This window comes from Rossellomorea sp. H136 (assembly GCF_056838065.1).
In genome coordinates this window covers 250,405-271,560 of the sequence record NZ_CM166371.1, presented here as the reverse complement: position 1 = coordinate 271,560, position 21,156 = coordinate 250,405, and the positions used below count along the sequence as shown (strand labels likewise).

At 43.0% G+C, this 21,156-nt stretch carries 15 protein-coding genes, 13 tRNA genes, 3 rRNA genes and 1 pseudogene; 6 read left to right on the top strand and 26 right to left on the bottom strand.

Annotated elements, in window-relative coordinates; all coding sequences use genetic code 11:
* Positions 1-337 precede the first annotated feature (337 nt).
* The 3 genes and pseudogenes from ACYH0O_RS01530 to ACYH0O_RS01520 all read left to right on the top strand — a co-directional run.
* The gene (locus ACYH0O_RS01530; protein ID WP_482630849.1) at positions 338-1,654 is read left to right on the top strand and encodes an ATP-binding protein; all 1,317 of its coding nucleotides are present in this window, start codon (positions 338-340) and stop codon (positions 1,652-1,654) included.
* Entirely contained in the window at positions 1,654-2,586 is a 933-nt protein-coding gene (locus ACYH0O_RS01525) for a response regulator (protein WP_482630848.1), read from the top strand. Before ACYH0O_RS01530 ends, ACYH0O_RS01525 begins: the two co-directional genes overlap by 1 nt.
* A gap of 281 nt (positions 2,587-2,867) precedes the next feature.
* Positions 2,868-3,011: pseudogene (locus ACYH0O_RS01520) on the top strand (cytoplasmic protein); the annotation flags it as partial.
* 562 nt (positions 3,012-3,573) lie between these two features.
* Here the strand turns inward: ACYH0O_RS01520 and groL are convergent.
* Both groL and groES read right to left on the bottom strand, forming a co-directional pair.
* Positions 3,574-5,211: a chaperonin GroEL gene (groL, locus tag ACYH0O_RS01515; protein ID WP_149157832.1), complete on the bottom strand. Its 1,638-nt coding sequence runs from the start codon at positions 5,209-5,211 to the stop codon at positions 3,574-3,576.
* Between the two features lie 59 nt (positions 5,212-5,270).
* Positions 5,271-5,558, bottom strand: a complete 288-nt coding sequence (gene groES / locus ACYH0O_RS01510) for a co-chaperone GroES (RefSeq protein ID WP_034766060.1) — start codon at positions 5,556-5,558, stop codon at positions 5,271-5,273.
* 325 nt (positions 5,559-5,883) lie between these two features.
* Between groES and ACYH0O_RS01505 the strand changes: the two genes are divergently transcribed.
* A complete protein-coding gene (locus ACYH0O_RS01505) occupies positions 5,884-6,627 on the top strand; it encodes a CPBP family intramembrane glutamic endopeptidase (RefSeq protein WP_482630847.1) in 744 nt (247 codons plus the stop codon).
* The gene (locus ACYH0O_RS01500) at positions 6,624-6,830 is read left to right on the top strand and encodes a YdiK family protein (RefSeq protein ID WP_113971435.1); all 207 of its coding nucleotides are present in this window, start codon (positions 6,624-6,626) and stop codon (positions 6,828-6,830) included. Before ACYH0O_RS01505 ends, ACYH0O_RS01500 begins: the two co-directional genes overlap by 4 nt.
* A 15-nt stretch (positions 6,831-6,845) precedes the next feature.
* Here ACYH0O_RS01500 and tatC read toward each other — a convergent pair whose 3' ends face one another.
* Genes tatC through ACYH0O_RS01485 form a run of 3 tightly spaced genes read right to left on the bottom strand, consistent with a single transcriptional unit; the run spans position 6,846 to position 8,537 of the window.
* Positions 6,846-7,619 carry a twin-arginine translocase subunit TatC gene (gene tatC, locus ACYH0O_RS01495; RefSeq protein ID WP_482630846.1) on the bottom strand — a complete coding sequence of 258 codons (774 nt, stop codon included), beginning with the start codon at positions 7,617-7,619 and terminating at the stop codon, positions 6,846-6,848.
* Positions 7,620-7,634: 15 nt separating this feature from the next.
* The gene (locus tag ACYH0O_RS01490) at positions 7,635-7,805 is read right to left on the bottom strand and encodes a twin-arginine translocase TatA/TatE family subunit (protein WP_149157835.1); all 171 of its coding nucleotides are present in this window, start codon (positions 7,803-7,805) and stop codon (positions 7,635-7,637) included.
* Positions 7,806-7,859: 54 nt separating this feature from the next.
* The gene (locus ACYH0O_RS01485; protein WP_426892678.1) at positions 7,860-8,537 is read right to left on the bottom strand and encodes a redox-sensing transcriptional repressor Rex; all 678 of its coding nucleotides are present in this window, start codon (positions 8,535-8,537) and stop codon (positions 7,860-7,862) included.
* Between the two features lie 189 nt (positions 8,538-8,726).
* On the opposite strand from ACYH0O_RS01485, the gene ACYH0O_RS01480 reads away from it, so the two are divergent.
* Positions 8,727-10,673 carry an ABC-F family ATP-binding cassette domain-containing protein gene (locus tag ACYH0O_RS01480; protein WP_482630845.1) on the top strand — a complete coding sequence of 649 codons (1,947 nt, stop codon included), beginning with the start codon at positions 8,727-8,729 and terminating at the stop codon, positions 10,671-10,673.
* Between the two features lie 348 nt (positions 10,674-11,021).
* Here the strand turns inward: ACYH0O_RS01480 and tsaD are convergent, their stop codons facing one another.
* From tsaD to ACYH0O_RS01375, 21 genes are all read right to left on the bottom strand, one after another.
* Positions 11,022-12,038, bottom strand: a complete 1,017-nt coding sequence (gene tsaD / locus ACYH0O_RS01475; RefSeq protein WP_482630844.1) for a tRNA (adenosine(37)-N6)-threonylcarbamoyltransferase complex transferase subunit TsaD — start codon at positions 12,036-12,038, stop codon at positions 11,022-11,024.
* Positions 12,035-12,472: a ribosomal protein S18-alanine N-acetyltransferase gene (rimI, locus tag ACYH0O_RS01470; RefSeq protein ID WP_149157839.1), complete on the bottom strand. Its 438-nt coding sequence runs from the start codon at positions 12,470-12,472 to the stop codon at positions 12,035-12,037. The genes tsaD and rimI overlap by 4 nt, the downstream gene beginning before the upstream one ends.
* Before the next feature lie 21 nt (positions 12,473-12,493).
* Positions 12,494-13,192 carry a tRNA (adenosine(37)-N6)-threonylcarbamoyltransferase complex dimerization subunit type 1 TsaB gene (gene tsaB / locus ACYH0O_RS01465; protein WP_482630843.1) on the bottom strand — a complete coding sequence of 233 codons (699 nt, stop codon included), beginning with the start codon at positions 13,190-13,192 and terminating at the stop codon, positions 12,494-12,496.
* Positions 13,189-13,644, bottom strand: coding sequence for a tRNA (adenosine(37)-N6)-threonylcarbamoyltransferase complex ATPase subunit type 1 TsaE (gene tsaE, locus ACYH0O_RS01460; RefSeq protein WP_482630842.1), 456 nt, complete (start codon positions 13,642-13,644; stop codon positions 13,189-13,191). Before tsaE ends, tsaB begins: the two co-directional genes overlap by 4 nt.
* 167 nt (positions 13,645-13,811) lie before the next feature.
* Positions 13,812-13,888: transfer RNA gene (locus tag ACYH0O_RS01455), tRNA-Asp, on the bottom strand.
* Positions 13,889-13,966: 78 nt separating this feature from the next.
* Positions 13,967-14,040: transfer RNA gene (locus ACYH0O_RS01450), tRNA-Met, on the bottom strand.
* Positions 14,041-14,132: 92 nt separating this feature from the next.
* Positions 14,133-14,249: ribosomal RNA gene (rrf, locus tag ACYH0O_RS01445) — 5S ribosomal RNA — on the bottom strand.
* A 103-nt stretch (positions 14,250-14,352) separates the two neighbouring features.
* A 23S ribosomal RNA gene (locus ACYH0O_RS01440) occupies positions 14,353-17,288 on the bottom strand.
* A 224-nt stretch (positions 17,289-17,512) separates the two neighbouring features.
* Positions 17,513-19,064 (bottom strand): 16S ribosomal RNA (locus ACYH0O_RS01435).
* The 16S, 23S and 5S rRNA genes sit together here with 13 tRNA genes alongside, the layout of an rRNA operon.
* A 95-nt stretch (positions 19,065-19,159) precedes the next feature.
* Positions 19,160-19,233: transfer RNA gene (locus ACYH0O_RS01430), tRNA-Gly, on the bottom strand.
* A gap of 14 nt (positions 19,234-19,247) precedes the next feature.
* A tRNA-Pro gene (locus ACYH0O_RS01425) sits at positions 19,248-19,324 on the bottom strand.
* A 55-nt stretch (positions 19,325-19,379) separates the two neighbouring features.
* Positions 19,380-19,456, bottom strand: a tRNA-Arg gene (locus ACYH0O_RS01420).
* Positions 19,457-19,474: 18 nt separating this feature from the next.
* Positions 19,475-19,560: transfer RNA gene (locus ACYH0O_RS01415), tRNA-Leu, on the bottom strand.
* A gap of 83 nt (positions 19,561-19,643) precedes the next feature.
* A tRNA-Leu gene (locus tag ACYH0O_RS01410) sits at positions 19,644-19,725 on the bottom strand.
* A 29-nt stretch (positions 19,726-19,754) separates the two neighbouring features.
* Positions 19,755-19,830: transfer RNA gene (locus tag ACYH0O_RS01405), tRNA-Lys, on the bottom strand.
* 5 nt (positions 19,831-19,835) lie between these two features.
* Positions 19,836-19,910: transfer RNA gene (locus ACYH0O_RS01400), tRNA-Gln, on the bottom strand.
* An 81-nt stretch (positions 19,911-19,991) separates the two neighbouring features.
* Positions 19,992-20,068, bottom strand: a tRNA-Asp gene (locus ACYH0O_RS01395).
* A gap of 131 nt (positions 20,069-20,199) precedes the next feature.
* Positions 20,200-20,271, bottom strand: a tRNA-Glu gene (locus ACYH0O_RS01390).
* Positions 20,272-20,285: 14 nt separating this feature from the next.
* Positions 20,286-20,376 (bottom strand) — tRNA-Ser (locus ACYH0O_RS01385).
* 7 nt (positions 20,377-20,383) lie between these two features.
* Positions 20,384-20,458, bottom strand: a tRNA-Asn gene (locus ACYH0O_RS01380).
* A gap of 128 nt (positions 20,459-20,586) precedes the next feature.
* The gene (locus ACYH0O_RS01375; RefSeq protein ID WP_482630841.1) at positions 20,587-21,063 is read right to left on the bottom strand and encodes a SprT family protein; all 477 of its coding nucleotides are present in this window, start codon (positions 21,061-21,063) and stop codon (positions 20,587-20,589) included.
* Positions 21,064-21,156 lie beyond the last annotated feature (93 nt).

Sequence of the window (21,156 nt, the reverse complement as noted above, 5' to 3'; positions counted from 1 at the left end):
GATGCACTAACCCACCCCCTGTAAACGTTTTCTTTTTAAAGTAAGGCTCTTGTAAACACCGCTGTTGATTTCCGCGCAAGGCTTCGCTTTCCGCGGGGTGCTGATAATGCCTCAGCGGCTGCGCCTGCGGGTCTCCACCCAAGCTTCAATACCAGCTGGGACTTCTTCAAAATCAACATGATGCTATAACAGAGCTTAAGGTAAACCAGATATAATTCCTGGACATTCTCATTCATTTTAGAATCAGAGTTACACAAAGAAACCTAATACTACAAATAAATCTTTTAAAAAATCATTATATAAACTAACCTAACTAGTAAGAATATTAAAATCGGAAGTGATAGTTTTGGGTATAAATCCTTTATTTAGAAAAGAACGTACCATTATTATATTGATGATGTTTTTTGTTCCATTAGCTGGAGAAATACACTTTTATCCCATTAATGAAACATTTCGTGTCAGCTTAGGGCCACCAACTCTTTTTCTTTTTCTACTTTTTTTAAGAAAAACCGGCATTATACCAGGCTTTTTAACAGCTATTCTTGTTGTGTTTTTTCGTATGCTGCTAGATTCATTAATGGGAGTAAACTTTAACTGGTTTATTTCTTTTGAATCTCATTATCCAAGTTTTTTCTTTTACTTCACTTATACTTCCCTTTTCTATTTATTTAAGGTTAATCGTTTTCATCGGCAACCTTTGATCATTGGTTTCTATGGAATTACCATTGAAATATTATCGAATCTTGTAGAAATATTCTTACAATATATAATGTTTAGAGGTATCATTACTTCAGGGTCATTGTTGGAAATGTTCCTTATGGCTCTTGCTCATAGTTTTATGGTATTAGGAGTATTTAGTATGATGAAATTATATGAGGCACAGTCCCGAGAGATAGAAATACGGAAGCAAAATGAACATATGTTATTGCATGTATCGAACTTATATGAAGAATCTATTCATTTAAAAAAGACATTTCAAAATTCTGAAACGATTACAATGAAAGCTTACGAATTATATAGAGAATTAAATGGAAATCATGATGTAGACAATAAACTCCTTAAAAAAACCCGTCAACAATTACTGGAAATAGCTGGTAAAATACATGATGTTAAAAAAGACAATCAGAGAATTTATGCGGGCTTATCCAAGCTTATCTCAAACGAAGGCTTTACAGACTATGTCCATATTACGGATTTAATAAAAATAATTGTACGATCCAATGAAAAGTATGCATATTTATTAGAAAAAGATATCCTTTTTCATTATCACATAAAAGGGAATCACCCCCGTTACCATATTTATACCATTCTATCGATAATAAATAATTTAGTTGCCAACGCGGTAGAAGCCATTAAAGAAATGGGAACCATCGAAATAGAGGTTAGTTTTCAGGAGAATTCTGTTCATTTTCGGATTGAAGATGACGGACCTGGTATTCCGGAAAGGAATAGGGACTTAATATTTAAACCTGGCTTCACTTCTAAGTTTGACAGTATGGGCAATCCTTCAACGGGTATCGGGCTAACTTTTTTAGAAGATATGGTCAAAAAGTTTAATGGAAAGATTACCTTTAAAAGTGGCTCAAACAACATAGGAACCGTCTTCATTATTAGCTTGCCAGTTGATAATTTAGTTGAAAAGGAGAAATCTTGATGAATTTTTTTATAACAGATGATGATATCATCGTTCGTTCCATGCTTGCTCAAATTATCGAAGATGGGGATTTGGGACAAGTTGTTGGCGAATCCGATGATGGAGCATTATTAAATGGAGAAACATTAAACTTGAAAAAGGTTGATATTTTATTGATTGATTTATTGATGCCCACCCGTGATGGTTTTGAAACTATTCAATCTATCAAACCGGTATTTAAGGGGAAAATCATTATGATTTCGCAAATGGAGTCCAAGGATCTGATTGGTAAAGCATATACACTTGGAATTGAAAACTATATTATCAAGCCAATTAATAAAATAGAAGTGATAGCTGTCATCCGAAAAGTAATGGAGCATACTCGTCTGCAACAATCCATTCACGATATTCAAAAATCATTAAATTCTGTACTTCAAATAGGTTCTATCCTAAATCAAAAGGAGACGGCTTTTAAGGAATATAATATTAAACATTATGGTGAGTTCCTTTTGGCGGAATTAGGTATTTCAGGCGAGAGTGGTAGTAAAGATTTATTAGAGATATTGGCTATTTTATTTAATTATGAGAAAAAGGATACATTTGAACACGGATTACCATCTCTTAATGAAATTTATGAGCATTTAGCAAATAATAAGCTGGGAGCTGCCGCAGACGAAGGGAATCTTAGAAGAGAGGCAAAAGCTGCTAAGCAACGTGTTCGCAGAACTATTTATCAGGCACTGACTCACATGGCATCTCTGGGACTTACAGACTTTTCAAATGCAAAATTCGAAAAGTACTCTTCCCTGTTTTTTGACTTTACGATCGTTCGCAAAAAGATGACAGAGTTAACAAATGAATCAAAGCCATCCTTCACTACTACACGAATAAATATAAAAAAATTTATTCAAGTATTATATTTCGAAGCAAAACGAATGATGTTAGAAGGGTAGAAAGGATACAGGAGAATACGTATGCCAAACTTTCCTTTGTAATGCCCTTTTTTCTCATTACAAAGGAACCAAGCACCCCTGTAGTCTCGATGCGAAAGGAGATCCTTGTGTAGGATCTCCTTTTTTATTTATTTAAAATAATTTTATACTGCGCTGCAAGATATCCAAATAGATGCCTGGGTTCCTTTATCTTAATTAAGAGGTGAAGGATTAATGTCAAATATAACATTCCATTGGAAACTTTCTCAAACTCCAGAACAAGCTGAAAGAAGCACTGCAAAATGTGTGGCAAATTATCTGTTTTTACGGATACGAATGTGCGAAGGCATAACGCAAACGGAAAAAACATATACCAATTTGCGATTTATAAATGCGAAGACAATCATACGTGGAACCGAAAGTTAGCTATTTATAAAACGTTCTCATAGCATGTTGCTGAAATAGAGGAGCAGAAAGAAGAATCCTCAATTAAGTCAGCCATTCCGGTAACCAGCTAAGCAGAACAAGGAATAAAGGTGATACACATTGCACTAGATGATGTGATAGGAAAACATCGAATTGATAAAGTGCTTTCAAATCTGCTTTCCATTTCTGATTAGGTGCAGGATATTTTTAATTAAACCCTTTGGTGCCATCCCCAACTCCTTAGCCATTTGTATATCCCTCTCATTCTACCGGCATCGTTTTTTTTGCCTCTGCTCAGGCTTGCGAATTCTTTTTTGTCGCCATCACCATATCCTCCTTTTTGTTCTATAAGACTATTTCACTATAGCGTGCAGAATTAGTCGATATTTATCACTTTAAATTTAGGCCCTTCAGAACAATACAAAGTTTTCCTTTAATCAAACGTTTGTTTAAAAAATACTACATAAACATAACGTTATAAATGCTCGAAGCAAAAAAGGACTACCTCCTTTTCATAGGAAGTAGTCCTTTACTTACAAACTATTTAAACATCAGGCAGCTTCACAATTTAGTGAAACGGAATTACATCATGCCGCCCATTCCACCCATACCGCCCATGCCACTCATGTCTGGCATGCCGCCGCCGCCTTCTTCAGGAATGTCCGCTACTACTGCTTCAGTAGTCAGGAACATTGCTGCTACAGACGCTGCGTTTTGAAGTGCAGAACGAGTTACTTTTGTAGGATCAACGATACCTTTTTCGATCATGTTTACCCACTCACCAGTAGCTGCGTTGAAACCGACACCTACTTCTTCTTTCTTCAGACGTTCTACGATGATTGAACCTTCTAATCCAGCGTTGTGAGCGATCTGACGGATTGGCTCTTCAAGAGCACGCAGCACGATGTTGATACCAGTTGCCACATCTGCATCCGCTTCGATTGATGCTACTTTATTGTATACGTTCACCAGGGCAGTACCACCACCGGAAACGATACCTTCTTCTACTGCTGCACGAGTAGAGTTCAATGCGTCTTCAATACGAAGTTTACGCTCTTTAAGCTCAGTTTCAGTTGCAGCTCCGACTTTCACGACTGCTACTCCACCTGCAAGCTTAGCAAGACGCTCTTGTAATTTTTCCTTGTCGAATTCAGAAGTGGATTCTTCTAATTGAGCACGGATTTGGTTTACGCGAGCTGCGATTTTTTCCGGATCTCCAGAGCCTTCTACTACAGTAGTGTTTTCTTTCGTTACGACTACTTTCGCAGCACGGCCAAGTTGAGTGATGTTTGCAGATTTAAGATCCAGTCCAAGATCCTCTGTGATCACTTCTCCACCTGTAAGAACCGCTAAGTCTTCAAGCATTGCTTTACGACGGTCACCGAAGCCAGGAGCTTTAACAGCAACGGCGTTGAATGTTCCGCGAAGTTTGTTCACAACAAGCGTTGCAAGTGCTTCACCTTCAACATCTTCTGCTACCATTAATAGTGGCTTACCTTGTTGTACAACTTGCTCAAGAACAGGGAGTACTTCCTGGATGTTACCGATTTTCTTGTCAGTGATTAAGATGTATGGATTTTCAAGAACAGCTTCCATTTTGTCAGAGTCAGTCACCATGTATGGAGATGCATATCCACGGTCGAATTGCATTCCTTCTACCACGTCAAGTTCTGTTGTGAAACCTTTAGATTCTTCGATTGTGATAACACCGTCATTACCAACCCGCTCCATTGCTTCTGCAATCAGTTGACCCACTTCTTCGTCAGCAGCTGAGATTGCCGCAACTTGAGCGATGGAATCTTTGCCTTCGATTGGCTTTGAGATCACTTTTAATTCTTCGATAGCCGCTTGAACCGCTTTTTCGATACCTTTACGAACGCCAACAGGGTTAGCACCAGCTGTAACGTTTTTAAGACCTTCACGGATCATCGCTTGAGCAAGGACCGTTGCAGTCGTTGTACCGTCACCGGCAATTTCATTTGTTTTGCTTGCTACTTCAGCAACCAGTTTTGCACCCATGTTTTCGAATGCGTCTTCCAGTTCGATTTCTTTAGCAATCGTAACACCATCATTTGTAATAAGTGGTGAACCGAATTTTTTCTCAAGTACCACGTTACGTCCTTTTGGTCCAAGAGTTACTTTTACTGCATTTGCTAATTGATCTACACCGCGAAGCATGGAACGGCGTGCTTCTTCGCTGAATTTAATATCTTTAGCCATTGATAAAGTCCTCCTCTTATTTAAATAAAGTATTGGTTTTGTTTATATACGAAGTTTGATTATTCGCCAACTACAGCCAGAATATCGCTATCACGAAGGATCAGGTATTCTGTGCCTTGGTATTTCACTTCTGTACCAGCGTATTTAGAGAAAATGATTCGATCGCCGACAGCTACCTCAAGAGCAACGCGCTCACCGTTGTCAAGAATGCGACCAGTACCTACAGCCATCACTTTACCTTCTTGTGGCTTTTCCTTTGCGGAATCCGGTAGCACAATACCGCTTGCTGTTTTTTCTTCTGACTCAACTAGCTCGATAACGACGCGATCACCTAGTGGTTTTAACAAGTGAAACAACCTCCTTGAATTATGTAAATGATATTTATTAGCACTCGATCGTTGTGAGTGCTAACACAACTATTATATTAATTAATTCGTTTTCATTTTGCAAGAGTCCTGCTTAAAATTTTTTTCGTCATATTTCTCTTTTTTTCACACCTTCCTATACTATGCCTCACCATATGCCTTTATTCTTAAGTTGATTGAAGTGTGACAATTCTAACAAAAACCTTAGATTTGAACAGTTCCTCTTTTCTTAGTAGAATTGTACAAGAGTGAGTTCAAGATGAAATGAGGTTATCCTCATCGAACAGGTGCTAAAGGAGATCATACGTTGAAAAAACATTTCGGATATATCTTAATTACCTATATTGTTATGCAGCTTTCAAGTGTTGTAGGCATCCCCTTATTATTTAAGATTGGTGTAGATGTGCTTGGTCAGCCCGAAGATACAGTTAGGAGTGTTGTTCCGGGATACTGGCTCGTCATCAGCTTTACGTTAACCCTGCTCGTTGTGTGGGCCATTCTAAGGAAGAGTGAAACAAGCACAGGACTTGAACGAACCGCTCCCATGAATGCAGGGGGGTCCATTGTATGGGCAGTGGTCGGGATCTTTATGGCGTTCATTGCTCAATCCGTCGCCATACAACTCGAGTATGCGCTTGGAATCGAGATGGGATCTGAAAACACTCAGATGATTATCAGCATTATTGAAAAGGTACCTCTATCCATGATGGTCGCTGCAATCATCGGACCTATACTGGAAGAGATTGTATTCAGAAAGATTATCTTCGGTGTTCTTTATGAAAAGATGAATTTCTTCTTCGCCGCGTTAATCAGCTCTGTTATCTTTGCCCTTGCTCATTTTGAGCCTGAGCATGTGATCTTGTACTCTGCTATGGGCTTTACCTTTGCGTTTCTTTATGTCAAAACGAAGCGGATACTGGTTCCAATATTTGCCCATGTTGCCATGAATACAACGGTCGTTCTAATGCAATCTATCTATAAGGATGAAATTGAAAAAATGATCAACGAAGCTGAACAAATACAAGGATTTATTGGAGGATTATTTCTATGAGGAGATCACCATTATTCTCAGGCGTGATCTATCTCCTTCTCGGTGTGCTCTTCACATACTTTGCTGTGCAAAATGTACAGGATGATGGTTGGGGATTTTTCGCTTATATGCTCGTCTTTCTGGCAACCCTTGATTTTGGTTCAGGGTTGCGGATGGTGTTGTTGCATTTCAAAATCAAAAAGAAAATAGAGAATAAAAAATAAGGATTGATCATTTGATCAATCCTTATTTATATCCTCGAACTGTTCCATTTCAAGCTTTTGTTCTGCTTCTAAAACCTTTTTATATCCGATTTTAGAAATCCAAATACTGATTTCATAAAGAAGCAGCAAAGGAACGGTTACCATTAAATGCGAGACGATGTCCGGCGGTGTAATGAAGGCCGCGATGACCAACAATACGAAGTACGCCACTTTTCTCATTTGCGCCAGCAGCATCGGGGTAATAATCCCCAGGCGTGTCAGAAACAGCATAATAACCGGCAGTTGAAATAGAAATCCAAATGGAATGGTTATTTGAAACAAGAAATGAAAGTATTCATTAATTCCAATCACTTGCTGGATATTCAAATTGGTTGATAAACCCATCATGAATTTCACAACATATGGAAACAAAATAAAATATGAAAATGACAATCCACCTAAGAAAAGAATGACAGAAATCGGTATGTAACTAAGCGTTACCTTCCTCTCTTTCTCATATAAGCCTGGACTTACGAACGACCATACTTGAAATAGAATGATGGGTGATGTCATGATGATCGCAATAAACATGATCATTTCCATATAGATTTTGAGAGGGTCTGTAATCCGAAAGGCGTTCATCGTCAATTCTTTCGCTTCATCTGCGTGCTGCAAATATCGAATCAACGGTTCCGCAAGAAAAAAGCTCCCAATTACCGCTAACAAGAAGAAAACGACTACAAACATGAGTCGTTTTTGCAATTCTCCTATATGTTCATAGACTGTCATGTCTCTTTGACTTTGACTCATGGCGTTCATCCTACCCTACTTAGCTTTTTTACTATTATCGTCCTCATCATCTGCTAAGCCCTTTGTTGCATTCTTAAATTCACGTAATGTATTACCAGCTGCTTTCCCTAACTCAGGCAATTTCTTTGGCCCAAAGATCAGTAAAGCAACAACCGATATTAATACGATACTACCTGCACCTAACATAATGAGACACCTCCTCTTTTACCATTCTATCATAACGTATTTACGAATTATTTTCTATTCGGATATGATTCCATCTTGTGACATTTCCGTGTCATCCTCTGAATAATGCTTTAAGAAGTATACCAGTGATTGAAGCTCAACTGCCAGATCAATATGATGGACGCGGATATGGTCCGGCACCGTTAATCTTGCAGGAGTGAAATTCAGGATTCCTTTAATATTTGAAGATACCAATCGGTCTGTGATATTTTGAGCAGAAGATGCCGGAACTGTCAGAATGGCCACTTCAATATCATGCCCTTCAAGACCCTCTTCTAAATCATTTAAATGAAAAACGGGTACATCGCTGATTTGTGTCCCAACCTTCTTTTCATCCACTTCAAAAGCCATTTCAATCTTAGTATTATTATTTTTTATGAAATTATAATGAAGAAACGCTGTACCGAGATTCCCTACACCTATCAGCACAACCTTCGTAATGGCATCTTGATCTAATGTCTTACGAAAAAAGGATAGTAGGTAATTGACATTATATCCATAACCCTTTTTACCTAACGCTCCAAAATAAGAAAAATCTCTGCGTATCGTGGCAGAATCAACCTTCACCGCTTCACTCAATTCTTTCGATGAAACTCTCTGCTTTCCCGACGAGTACAGATTCTTGATAAAGCGATAATATAGCGGAAGGCGCTTAGCCGTTGCCTGTGGAATTTTCGTTGTATCCTGGTTCATATTGTATTCCCCCACATCTATTCAAAACCTCTGATACCGCTTCCAAAATTGAAAGCATACAGAATTTAATACTCTACTAACCATCATACACTATATTTTATCCTAAGTGTACGAAGATTAATAGTCGATTTATTGCCGTCCCCCTCCCAAATACGGTACACTAGCACTATGAAATAGAGGTGAAACGTCATGATTCTACTACAAGTGAATCAACTAACGAAAAACTTTGGTGCAGATAATATCCTATCAAATATCAAGCTTGAAATACAGACAAGAGATCGGGTGGCTCTCGTCGGACGCAACGGGGCAGGAAAGTCGACTCTTTTAAAAATAATTGCAGGTCATCTCTCCTATGATTCCGGAGACATCACGAAACCAAAAGGGGTTTCCATTGGATACCTGGCTCAGAATACCGGCTTGGAATCTGATTTATCCATTTGGTCGGAAATGTTGACCGTCTTCGAGGAATTGCAGAGACAGGAAAAGCAATTAAGAACATTGGAGCAGCAGATGGCTGATCCTTCGGTGTATGAAAAAGAAGAGCTCTATCAACGCGTATTAAAAGAATACGATGAGCTTCAAGTCAGGTTCAAGGATTCCGGTGGTTACCAATATGAAGCAGATATCCGCTCTGTTCTTCACGGATTGAATTTCGCAGATTTTGATTACGATACAAAGATATCCACATTGAGCGGTGGCCAGAAAACCCGTCTCGCTCTTGGGAAACTTCTTTTAACCAAACCTGACATTCTCATTCTTGATGAGCCGACCAACCATCTTGATATTGAGACTTTGTCATGGCTTGAGACGTACCTTCAAAGCTATGAAGGAGCCGTCCTGATCGTTTCCCATGACCGGTACTTCCTGGATAGCGTCGTCAATCAAGTGTATGAGATTTCCCGGAACCGAAGCAAGAAATACCTGGGGAATTACAGTAAATACCTTGAACAGAAAGCGGAAGACTACGAAAAGGATCTTAAGATGTTCGAGCGCCAGCAACAGGAGGTCGCGAAACTCGAAGACTTCATTCAACGGAATATCGCCCGTGCCTCGACGACCAAGATGGCCCAAAGCCGCAGAAAAAAGCTGGAACGAATGGACAAGATGGATAGGCCTTTGGGTGATGAGAAATCTGCCAACTTTGCTTTTCAAATTGATCGTCCAAGTGGAAATGATGTTCTTCACGTCCAAGACCTTACCATCGGATATGGAAAAGACGAACAGATTTCATCTCACATCGACTTCTCTGTTAAAAAGGGAGACAGTATCGCTCTTGTAGGTCCAAACGGAATCGGGAAATCGACCCTTTTGAAAACATTGGTCAATAAACTGCAACCTCTTGAAGGAGCATATAAATTCGGATCAAATGTTTCGATTAGTTATTATGATCAAGAACAAGCCGAACTATCTTCCAATAAGACTGTCTTAAATGAACTGTGGGACGAATACCCAATGAAAATGGAAAAAGAAATCCGTACAGTACTTGGAAACTTCTTATTCTCAGGGGAAGATGTCTTAAAGCCTGTTTCCACACTGAGTGGTGGAGAGAAGGCACGTCTGGCACTTTCCAAGCTCATGATGGAAAAAGGGAATGTCTTGATCCTGGATGAACCGACGAATCATCTGGATCTAGACAGCAAAGAAGTGCTGGAGAATGCCTTGATTGACTACCCTGGGACGATTCTCTTTGTATCACACGACCGTTATTTCATCAATCGTATTGCTACAAAGGTTGTAGAACTCTCCAAAAGGGGATCGACCGAATACCTTGGCGATTACGATTATTATGTAGAGAAATTACAACAGCAGGAAGAATTGGCTGCACTCGAGCGGATGGAACAAGGAGTACAAGTGTCATCACAGGTGACCACTCAAAAACAGTCCCACAAGATCGATAAAGAGGCGAAGAAGCTTGAGCGTCAACGAAAACGCAGAGTAGAAGAAATAGAAGGTCTCATGGAAGGTCTTGAAGAAGACATCCAGTTAAAAGAGGATCTCCTCTGTGACCCTGAGATTTTTCAAGATCACGAAAAGGTTCAGGACATCAATGACTCCCTCACAAAAGCAAAAGAAGAGCTTGATTCTCTATTGGAAGAATGGACAGAAATCGAGGAGATTCTTCAAGAAGAACAATAATCCACAGGATTGGGGATAACTAGCGACCCCCGATCCTTTCTTATTCCACATCATTATCCACAATTCAAATCCCTTTCATCCTCTAAAAGCAGAGGTTTTCCACATAATCCACAATTCCAACGCAAGTTATCCACAAACTTTTCCAAAAAATAGGTCATTCATACTAGAGCTTTTTCACATAGTGTACACATCATTTATGTGGTTACTAACATTTTATCCACAGTCTGTTGATAAAACGTATGTTCGTTACTTTCTCCTCTCATTCACTCACAAGATATCAACAAAACCGAGAACAATAACTAGAACCAATAAAAAAGCTTAAACGAAGTTTCGCCTAAGCTTTCCCTTTTAGAAATTCTCTATATCAAGTCCAGGATGAGCATTCATATCCATGCTTCCTCTTTTTCCTCGTTCAAATAAAATCGTTCCAGCAGCTGCAATCATAGCTGCATTGTCCGTACAAAGGGATATCGGAGGGATGATTAACTCCACTTCCACCTCTTCAAATGCTTCTTGAAGGGCAGCACGCAAGCCTTTATTGGCGGCAACTCCACCAGCCAGTAATACTTGTTCCACTCCATATTCCTTTAAAGCTTTAACAGTTTTGGTCACTAACACATCAATCACACTGGCTTGAAAGCTCGCTGCCAAATCCTGTGGATGAATGGTTACTCCTTTTTGCTTCGCATTGTGTAGCGTGTTAATAACCGCCGACTTCAATCCACTGAAGCTAAAATCATAGGAACCCTCTTCAAGCCATGCACGGGGCAAATCAATATTAGGTTCCCCTTCATGAGCTAACCGATCGATATGGGGTCCCCCCGGATACGGAAGACTCAAGGTCCGGGCCACTTTATCATAAGCTTCTCCCGCTGCATCGTCCCGGGTCTCCCCGATCACTTGAAACGAACCGTGGTCTTCCATGAACACAAGCTCTGTATGACCTCCGGAAACAACTAATGAAAGCAGAGGAAACCTCATCTCTTTCACTAATCGATTGGCATAAATATGTCCTGCAATGTGATGGACACCCACCAAAGGTTTGTTATGAGCAAAAGCCAGTGCCTTGGCAGAATTGACACCAATCAGAAGGGCTCCCACCAAACCGGGGCCTTCCGTCACGGCGACACAATCAATTTCGTCCATCGTCATACCAGCTTGTTCAAGCGCTTCCTCCAGCACAAATGTAACCTGCTCCACATGATGACGTGAAGCAATTTCAGGGACGACCCCGCCGAACCGCTTATGACTTTCAATCTGAGACGAAACAATATTCGCCACAATCTCTGTTCCATTTTTTACAATCGCCACAGCTGTTTCATCACAGCTTGTCTCGATTCCCAATACAAACGTATCTTTTTTCATAAATTCACCCACATTACTAAAGCATCCTCTTGATTATCAGAATAATACCGCTTACGGATTCCTCCATCTTGAAACCCGAGCTTCCGATATAAATGTTGTGCCGGTGTATTCGATACCCTGACTTCGAGGGTCATCACACGAGCTCCAAATTCAATCGCAATACCCATGATCTTGCGCATGAGGCCTTCTCCCAAACCCCGCCCCCGATAATCCGGGAGCACAGCCACATTTGTGATATGTGCCTCATCCACTACAAGCCACACCCCACAGTATCCTGCAAGCTTGTCTTCATCCTCTGCAACGAGATATGTAGACAGGTGGTTATGTTCGATCTCATTCAGGAAAGCTTCCCGACTCCAAGGAATGCTAAAAGATTGATCTTCAATTTCCATTACAGCATCTAAATCATCAACCGTCATAAATCGTATATCCATATTCTAACGATCCTTTATTTTCTATTCAGATTTTTTTTGAGATTCCAGCCATTTCACTTCTGCTTCAGCCATCCGTATATAATTAGGGAGCACTTCATGCGCCGATGTCTCTTTCAGACCACTACCAATAAAAGCAAGCTCAGACGGACGTGGATTATGACTGACAAAAGGAGCGATTTTTGCTTGCTCTCCCAGGACTTCCTTAATCATGCTCTCGTGAAGGGCAACATCATTGCCGACAAAGAGTATATCTTTATTAAAATCTTTTAACTTCTTCATCCATTCTTCCAGCAGTATGTTGCAATCATCTTCCACACTAGTTAATTGATCTCCCTGAAACTCATAGATTCCAGTGTACACCTGTCCCCTTCTTGCATCGAACAAAGGAACAATATATCCTGTAAAATATCGTCCAGATGAAGCAAGTGCTGCAAGACTTGATACTGGAATGAGCGGGATGCCCAGAGACCATGCAAGGGTCTTTGCTAAGGTGACTCCTATCCGGACACCTGTATAGGAACCAGGACCATTTGCAACGACAACCTTCGTTAAGTGTTTCGCCTCAATCCCGCAATCCTTCAACAATTGTTCGATAGCCGGCATGGCTCTTACTGAATGATTCTTCTTAATATAGGTAATGTACTCCCCAACTACCTTGTCCTCCTCGATAAGCGCAACGCCTAACGGATAATTGGAGGTATCAATCGATAATATCGTCATGACACAATCTCCTTACACAATTCACTATATCGATCACCATAGGGCTTCAATACGATTCTTCTCGTGGAATCGCCTTCCCGGTAAATCGATAGACTTAATAATTCTTCCGGAAGTTGATCTTGAATTAAGTGAGCCCACTCAACGACGGTCACACCTTCCCCTTCAAAGTATTCATCGAATCCCAAATCTTCAAAGGAATCATCCAACCTATATACATCCATATGATATAGAGGCAAACGACCCCTATATTCTTTAATGATGGTAAAGGTGGGACTGTTAACCGTTTTCGTGACACCAAGGCCCTTGGCAAGACCTTTGGTAAATGTCGTTTTTCCTGCCCCAAGATCACCTTCTAATGTTAACACAGCTCCAGGATTCAAATGACCTGCCAATTTCTCTGCAAACTGACCTGTTTCCTCCGGACTGGTCGTTATGATCTCAAACTGATTCATGTTAATCTCCTCAATTGTCATTTAGAGTATAAAAAAACCTTAGGATCATTTGTTACCCTAAGGGAGAATGTATATATGTAGTTTACCCTTTTTCGGGTATGAGAGTAAAGGTTGTGGTCACAGACAATAAAAAAAACGAAACAAAGTTTCGTTTGAATTAACAAAAATGGCGGTCCGGACGGGACTCGAACCCGCGACCTCCTGCGTGACAGGCAGGCATTCTAACCAACTGAACTACCGGACCAAAGTTTTTTTGCTCTAGCAAAATAACTATCCATGCGTGACTCATTAAGGATTATGCTATCCCTAGTCAAAAATGGTATTGCGGGGACAGGATTTGAACCTGCGACCTTCGGGTTATGAGCCCGACGAGCTACCGAACTGCTCCACCCCGCGACGATATAAATGTTACTTAAGATGATAACTACTATCTATTCTACTATATGCAGCTTCACTAATAAAGTGATTATGCAAAAAAATAAAATTTCGCCTGGCGACGTCCTACTCTCACAGGGGGAGATCCCCCAACTACCATCGGCGCTGAAGAGCTTAACTTCCGTGTTCGGCATGGGAACGGGTGTGACCTCTTCGCCATTGTCACCAGACGAATTATTCAATTGAAGGATTGTTCCTTCAAAACTAGATAAAGAATTGATGTCAAGAAAGCCGAATATCGACCAATTGTTGTTCATTTAAAAATGACTCTTTGTGGTTAAGTCCTCGATCGATTAGTATCAGTCAACTCCACATGTCGCCATGCTTCCATCTCTGACCTATCTACCTAGTCATCTTCTAGGGATCTTACTCACATACGTGATGGGAAATCTCATCTCGAGGGGGGCTTCATGCTTAGATGCTTTCAGCACTTATCCCTTCCGCACATAGCTACCCAGCGATGCCTTTGGCAAGACAACTGGTACACCAGCGGTGCGTCCATCCCGGTCCTCTCGTACTAAGGACAGCTCCTCTCAAATTTCCTGCGCCCACGACGGATAGGGACCGAACTGTCTCACGACGTTCTGAACCCAGCTCGCGTACCGCTTTAATGGGCGAACAGCCCAACCCTTGGGACCGACTACAGCCCCAGGATGCGATGAGCCGACATCGAGGTGCCAAACCTCCCCGTCGATGTGGACTCTTGGGGGAGATAAGCCTGTTATCCCCGGGGTAGCTTTTATCCGTTGAGCGATGGCCCTTCCATGCGGAACCACCGGATCACTAAGCCCGACTTTCGTCCCTGCTCGACTTGTAGGTCTCGCAGTCAAGCTCCCTTGTGCCTTTACACTCTGCGAATGATTTCCAACCATTCTGAGGGAACCTTTGGGCGCCTCCGTTACTCTTTAGGAGGCGACCGCCCCAGTCAAACTGCCCACCTGACACTGTCTCCCACCCCGATAAGGGGCGCGGGTTAGAATTTCAATACAGCCAGGGTAGTATCCCACCGATGCCTCCACCGAAGCTGGCGCTCCGGCTTCCAAGGCTCCTACCTATCCTGTACAAGCTGTACCAAAATTCAATATCAGGCTACAGTAAAGCTCCACGGGGTCTTTCCGTCCTGTCGCGGGTAACCTGCATCTTCACAGGTACTATAATTTCACCGAGTCTCTCGTTGAGACAGTGCCCAGATCGTTACGCCTTTCGTGCGGGTCGGAACTTACCCGACAAGGAATTTCGCTACCTTAGGACCGTTATAGTTACGGCCGCCGTTTACTGGGGCTTCGATTCGCACCTTCGCTTGCGCTAAGCACTCCTCTTAACCTTCCAGCACCGGGCAGGCGTCAGCCCCTATACTTCGCCTTACGGCTTCGCAGAGACCTGTGTTTTTGCTAAACAGTCGCCTGGGCCTATTCACTGCGGCTCTCTCGGGCTTGCACCCTACCAGAGCACCCCTTCTCCCGAAGTTACGGGGTCATTTTGCCGAGTTCCTTAACGAGAGTTCTCTCGCTCACCTTAGGATTCTCTCCTCGCCTACCTGTGTCGGTTTGCGGTACGGGCACCTTTTTCCTCGCTAGAGGCTTTTCTTGGCAGTGTGGAATCAGGAACTTCGCTACTATAATTCGCTCGCTATCACAGCTCAGCCTTCACGATGATGGGATTTGCCTCATCATCAGCCTAACTGCTTAGACGCACATATCCAGCAGTGCGCTTACCCTATCCTCCTGCGTCCCCCCATTGCTCAAACGGAAAAGAGGTGGTACAGGAATATCAACCTGTTGTCCATCGTCTACGCCTATCGGCCTCGACTTAGGTCCCGACTAACCCTGAGCGGACGAGCCTTCCTCAGGAAACCTTAGGCATTCGGTGGATGGGATTCTCACCCATCTTTCGCTACTCATACCGGCATTCTCACTTCTAAGCACTCCACCAGTCCTTACGGTCTAGCTTCGCAGTCCTTAGAACGCTCTCCTACCACTGACACCTAAAGGTGTCAATCCACAGCTTCGGTGATACGTTTAGCCCCGGTACATTTTCGGCGCAGAGTCACTCGACCAGTGAGCTATTACGCACTCTTTAAATGGTGGCTGCTTCTAAGCCAACATCCTGGTTGTCTAAGCAACTCCACATCCTTTTCCACTTAACGTATACTTTGGGACCTTAGCTGGTGGTCTGGGCTGTTTCCCTTTCGACTACGGATCTTATCACTCGCAGTCTGACTCCCATGGATAAGTCTTTGGCATTCGGAGTTTGTCTGAATTCGGTAACCCGATGAGGGCCCCTAGTCCAAACAGTGCTCTACCTCCAAGACTCTTACACATGAGGCTAGCCCTAAAGCTATTTCGGAGAGAACCAGCTATCTCCAAGTTCGATTGGAATTTCTCCGCTACCCACACCTCATCCCCGCACTTTTCAACGTGCGTGGGTTCGGACCTCCATTCAGTGTTACCTGAACTTCATCCTGGACATGGGTAGATCACCTGGTTTCGGGTCTACGACCACATACTCAATTCGCCCTATTCAGACTCGCTTTCGCTGCGGCTCCGTCTCATCGACTTAACCTTGCATGGGATCGTAACTCGCCGGTTCATTCTACAAAAGGCACGCCATCACCCGTTAACGGGCTCTGACTACTTGTAGGCACACGGTTTCAGGTTCTATTTCACTCCCCTTCCGGGGTGCTTTTCACCTTTCCCTCACGGTACTGGTTCACTATCGGTCACTAGGGAGTATTTAGCCTTGGGAGATGGTCCTCCCAGCTTCCGACGGGATTTCACGTGTCCCGCCGTACTCAGGATCCACTCAAGAGAGAATGAAGTTTCAACTACAGGGTTGTTACCTTCTTTGACGAGCCTTTCCAGACTTCTTCGTCTACTTCATTCCTTTGTAACTCCGTATAGAGTGTCCTACAACCCCAAGAGGCAAGCCTCTTGGTTTGGGCTACATCCCGTTTCGCTCGCCGCTACTCAGGGAATCGCAATTGCTTTCTCTTCCTCCAGGTACTTAGATGTTTCAGTTCCCTGGGTCTGCCTTCCATACTCTATGTATTCAAGTAAGGATATTGTTCCATTACGAACAATGGGTTCCCCCATTCGGAAATCTCTGGATCAAAGCTCACTTACAGCTCCCCAAAGCATATCGGTGTTAGTCCCGTCCTTCGTCGGCTCCTAGTGCCAAGGCATCCACCGTGCGCCCTTCATAACTTAACCGAATTGGTTGTTACATCAGGTTTAAAACCTAAAATGGCGATACTCGGTAATTTCTTGACTATCAATTTATCTTTATCTAGTTTTCAAAGAACAAACACATTTTGATCTCGTAAGAGACAAAAAGTTTTGATGGATGGTTATTTTGCTTTCGCAAAAAACCTTATTAAACCATCAAAACTGAACAAAACTTCGACGTGTCAAACGTTTTAGTAAATCTTCCTTAGAAAGGAGGTGATCCAGCCGCACCTTCCGATACGGCTACCTTGTTACGACTTCACCCCAATCATCTGTCCCACCTTAGGCGGCTGGCTCCAAAAGGTTACCTCACCGACTTCGGGTGTTACAAACTCTCGTGGTGTGACGGGCGGTGTGTACAAGGCCCGGGAACGTATTCACCGCGGCATGCTGATCCGCGATTACTAGCGATTCCAGCTTCATGTAGGCGAGTTGCAGCCTACAATCCGAACTGAGAACGGTTTTATGGGATTGGCTAAACCTCGCGGTCTTGCTGCCCTTTGTACCGTCCATTGTAGCACGTGTGTAGCCCAGGTCATAAGGGGCATGATGATTTGACGTCATCCCCACCTTCCTCCGGTTTGTCACCGGCAGTCATCTTAGAGTGCCCAACTGAATGCTGGCAACTAAGATCAAGGGTTGCGCTCGTTGCGGGACTTAACCCAACATCTCACGACACGAGCTGACGACAACCATGCACCACCTGTCACTCTGTCCCCCGAAGGGGAAAGCCCTATCTCTAGGGTTGTCAGAGGATGTCAAGACCTGGTAAGGTTCTTCGCGTTGCTTCGAATTAAACCACATGCTCCACCGCTTGTGCGGGCCCCCGTCAATTCCTTTGAGTTTCAGTCTTGCGACCGTACTCCCCAGGCGGAGTGCTTAATGCGTTAGCTGCAGCACTAAGGGGCGGAAACCCCCTAACACTTAGCACTCATCGTTTACGGCGTGGACTACCAGGGTATCTAATCCTGTTTGCTCCCCACGCTTTCGCGCCTCAGTGTCAGTTACAGACCAGAAAGTCGCCTTCGCCACTGGTGTTCCTCCAAATATCTACGCATTTCACCGCTACACTTGGAATTCCACTTTCCTCTTCTGCACTCAAGTTCCCCAGTTTCCAATGACCCTCCACGGTTGAGCCGTGGGCTTTCACATCAGACTTAAGAAACCACCTGCGCGCGCTTTACGCCCAATAATTCCGGACAACGCTTGCCACCTACGTATTACCGCGGCTGCTGGCACGTAGTTAGCCGTGGCTTTCTGGTTAGGTACCGTCAAGGTACCGCCCTATTCGAACGGTACTTGTTCTTCCCTAACAACAGAGTTTTACGATCCGAAAACCTTCATCACTCACGCGGCGTTGCTCCGTCAGACTTTCGTCCATTGCGGAAGATTCCCTACTGCTGCCTCCCGTAGGAGTCTGGGCCGTGTCTCAGTCCCAGTGTGGCCGATCACCCTCTCAGGTCGGCTACGCATCGTCGCCTTGGTGAGCCGTTACCTCACCAACTAGCTAATGCGCCGCGGGTCCATCTGTAAGTGATAGCTAAAAGCCACCTTTCAACATTTCCTCATGCGAGGAAATGAGTTATCCGGTATTAGCCCCGGTTTCCCGGAGTTATCCCAGTCTTACAGGCAGGTTACCCACGTGTTACTCACCCGTCCGCCGCTGACTGATGGGAGCAAGCTCCCATCAATCCGCTCGACTTGCATGTATTAGGCACGCCGCCAGCGTTCGTCCTGAGCCAGGATCAAACTCTCCGATAAAAGTTTGAATAGCTCTTTAAAAATAAATCTAGAATTAACGTTGACGTATTGTCTTGTTTTGTTCAGTTTTCAAGGTTCAATAATAAGGTTTAAATTGGAGCGGGTGAAGGGAATCGAACCCTCATCATCAGCTTGGAAGGCTGAGGTTTTACCACTAAACTACACCCGCATATAATATTGTGATGGTCGGGAAGACAGGATTCGAACCTGCGACCCCTTGGTCCCAAACCAAGTGCTCTACCAAGCTGAGCTACTTCCCGCTAGAAAAGCATATGTATTACATTGAGTATGAAACACTCGCTTGTAGAAACAAGATGGCGCGCCCGAGAGGAGTCGAACCCCTAACCTTTTGATCCGTAGTCAAACGCTCTATCCAATTGAGCTACGGGCGCAATATGTTTTAAAATCTTTGGTGCGGCCGAGAGGACTTGAACCTCCACGGGGTCGCCCCCACTAGGCCCTCAACCTAGCGCGTCTGCCATTCCGCCACGACCGCGTTTCAAGCGACAAACACTATTATAACGAGGATAATCTGCTATGTCAATAACTTTTTAATAGTTATTTCAAAGACTTTCAAAGTGCGGGTGAAGGGACTTGAACCCCCACGCCTTGCGGCGCCAGATCCTAAGTCTGGTGCGTCTGCCAATTCCGCCACACCCGCATAAATGATTTTGCTATTGCAAAAATCTTTGGTGAGCCATGAAGGACTCGAACCTTCGACCCTCTGATTAAAAGTCAGATGCTCTACCAACTGAGCTAATGGCTCTTAAATGGCTGGGCTAGCTGGATTCGAACCAACGCATGTCGCAGTCAAAGTGCGATGCCTTACCGCTTGGCTATAGCCCAATGTTCCGTCAAAAAGTGACGAGGTTTATATATTAACATGTCCAAAACATTAAAGTCAATAACTTTTTAAAAGAAATAATCTGGCGGTCCGGACGGGACTCGAACCCGCGACCTCCTGCGTGACAGGCAGGCATTCTAACCAACTGAACTACCGGACCAGAGTTTTTTGCGCCAGCAAAATAACTTTCATTACCTCGCGACAGCGAAAATAACTATCATTACCTTGACGATAGTCAAAATAACTTTCATTGCCTTGCGTAAGCAAAACGAGTTACAAATAATAAAAAAATGACCCATACGGGATTCGAACCCGTGTTACCGCCGTGAAAGGGCGGTGTCTTAACCGCTTGACCAATGGGCCATGTTTAAAAGTAATGGCGGAGAAGGAGGGATTTGAACCCTCGCGCCAGTTGCCCGACCTACACCCTTAGCAGGGGCGCCTCTTCAGCCACTTGAGTACTTCCCCATAAAAATGGCTCCGCAGGCAAGATTCGAACTTGCGACCGATCGGTTAACAGCCGATAGCTCTACCACTGAGCTACTGCGGAACGTAAAGAATTTTTCGCTTAACTCGTCTTATCGACTCTTTAGATTATAATGACTCATCTATTTATTGTCAACTACTTTCAAACACTTTTTATCACAAATAGTTGATCATAATCAGAGGATTAACCACTCAGGATTTGTCTTTCTTCATAATAACTTCCTTCACTAATTTAAGCCTGCCTTTACAACGTCCACATACGTATTTTCTTATATTGATCTTCCTTCTTCTTTTAAACTCCAACCCGCACTTCGAGCACACATAAATCAAATACCTTTTTCTATTATTCACACTCGTTAATATTGAACAATGTCTTGGACCCCCAACTTCATTTAGAAGTCTCTTAAAATCTTCATCTCCATGCTTATATCCTTTACCTTCAATATGCAAATGATAATGACACAACTCATGTTTAATGATTCCTATTAATTCATCCATACCATGCTCGTCAAAATATTTACGATTAATCTCGATATTATGACTACCTAACATATACCTTCCCCCAGTGGTTCTTAGCCTTGGGTTGAAATATGCCTTATGAAGAAAAGGCTTATGAAAAGATTGAATAGAAATTTTTTCAATAAGAAATTGCAGCTCAGTGTCCGTCATATGGAATCCTTCTTTCTTAATTAGAACATGACAACCTATTATAGCATAAACTAGATATCACCCTTACTGTTTCAGCATGACATAATACTCCGA

Bases quoted from the DNA above. Each gene is read 5' to 3' on its own strand.
- groL (WP_149157832.1), bottom strand. From the start codon at position 5,211: ATGGCTAAAGATATTAAATTCAGCGAAGAAGCACGCCGTTCCATGCTT.
- ACYH0O_RS01480 (WP_482630845.1), top strand. From the start codon at position 8,727: ATGATTCTACTACAAGTGAATCAACTAACGAAAAACTTTGGTGCAGAT.
- ACYH0O_RS01375 (WP_482630841.1), bottom strand. From the start codon at position 21,063: ATGACGGACACTGAGCTGCAATTTCTTATTGAAAAAATTTCTATTCAA.
- tatC (WP_482630846.1), bottom strand. From the start codon at position 7,619: ATGAGTCAAAGTCAAAGAGACATGACAGTCTATGAACATATAGGAGAA.
- ACYH0O_RS01525 (WP_482630848.1), top strand. From the start codon at position 1,654: ATGAATTTTTTTATAACAGATGATGATATCATCGTTCGTTCCATGCTT.
- ACYH0O_RS01490 (WP_149157835.1), bottom strand. From the start codon at position 7,805: ATGTTAGGTGCAGGTAGTATCGTATTAATATCGGTTGTTGCTTTACTG.
- rimI (WP_149157839.1), bottom strand. From the start codon at position 12,472: ATGGATATACGATTTATGACGGTTGATGATTTAGATGCTGTAATGGAA.
- ACYH0O_RS01485 (WP_426892678.1), bottom strand. From the start codon at position 8,537: ATGAACCAGGATACAACGAAAATTCCACAGGCAACGGCTAAGCGCCTT.
- tsaD (WP_482630844.1), bottom strand. From the start codon at position 12,038: ATGAAAAAAGATACGTTTGTATTGGGAATCGAGACAAGCTGTGATGAA.
- tsaE (WP_482630842.1), bottom strand. From the start codon at position 13,644: ATGAATCAGTTTGAGATCATAACGACCAGTCCGGAGGAAACAGGTCAG.
- tsaB (WP_482630843.1), bottom strand. From the start codon at position 13,192: ATGACGATATTATCGATTGATACCTCCAATTATCCGTTAGGCGTTGCG.
- ACYH0O_RS01500 (WP_113971435.1), top strand. From the start codon at position 6,624: ATGAGGAGATCACCATTATTCTCAGGCGTGATCTATCTCCTTCTCGGT.